Below are 992 nucleotides of genomic sequence, written 5' to 3'. Positions count from 1 at the left end.
TAACCTGAATCTCGTTTAAGAAAATTGAACTAAATGCCTGTTCCGAGATCCGATCTTTCGACCAAGAACGATTGGATAAACAAGGAACAGGCATGATTAAATTAGTTGAATTGTTTTGCGATGTCGACGATTTTTGCAAAGTATTTATACCTCAATGGGAAAAACAATTACTCGAAGACGGTACCCAAAAACGTCAACGAGCAGGACGTATGACGACCAGTGAAATCATGACAATTGTCATTAGTTTTCATATGTCACATCACCGTGATTTTAAAAATTACTATCTTGGCTATGTTTCACTTATGTATAAAAGTGAATTTCCTAACTTACTCAGTTACACACGATTTTTAGCCGTTATGCCGAGGATACTTGTACCGATGTGTGCTTATTTTACTTCACTTAAAGGTAAACCCACAGGCGTTGAATTCATTGATTCTACATGTATTAAGGTGTGTCATAATATTCGTATTCCCAGACACAAAACCTTTGATGGAATAGCCCAGCGAGGCAAAGGAACGATGGGTTGGTTTTATGGCTTCAAGTTGCATTTAATAGTTAATCACCACGGTGAAATTGTCGCTGCCAAAGTGACAACAGGTAATGTGCATGATACGCAACCAGTGCGTGAATTAGCGAGCTGCCTTACAGACAAATTGTATGGTGACAAAGGGTATTTAAGTAAAGCCTTAGAAGCGGATTTACTCGATAAAGGTGTGAAGCTCATTACGACTGTTCGCAAAAATATGAAAGCAAAAGCGATGTCATTATGGGATAGAGCGATGCTTTCAAAGCGGTTTATAATCGAGACAATTAATGATCAACTCAAGAACATATCCTTCATTGAACATTCGAGACATCGGAGTATGAACGGTTTTATGTTGAATTTAGTAGCTGGGTTGGTGGCTTATTGCTTGAAAGAAAATAAGCCACACCTTAATTTAACTGACGTAGAGCTCAACGCACTAGTTATCGCTTAAGCAGATCTCAGGTTA

General features: G+C 38.3%; 1 protein-coding gene. It reads left to right on the top strand.

Translation table 11 applies throughout. The annotated features are described in order from the left end of the window. Nucleotides 1-92: 92 nt before the first annotated feature. A complete protein-coding gene (locus tag HC000_RS18290; RefSeq protein WP_008465638.1) occupies nt 93-977 on the top strand; it encodes an IS982 family transposase in 885 nt (294 codons plus the stop codon). Nucleotides 978-992: the final 15 nt, after the last annotated feature.

Source organism: Pseudoalteromonas sp. MIP2626 (genome assembly GCF_013414205.1).
Classification (GTDB): domain Bacteria; phylum Pseudomonadota; class Gammaproteobacteria; order Enterobacterales; family Alteromonadaceae; genus Pseudoalteromonas; species Pseudoalteromonas nigrifaciens.
Note: the sequence above shows the minus strand (reverse complement) of the source record. Positions and strands in the feature narration are given on the sequence as shown.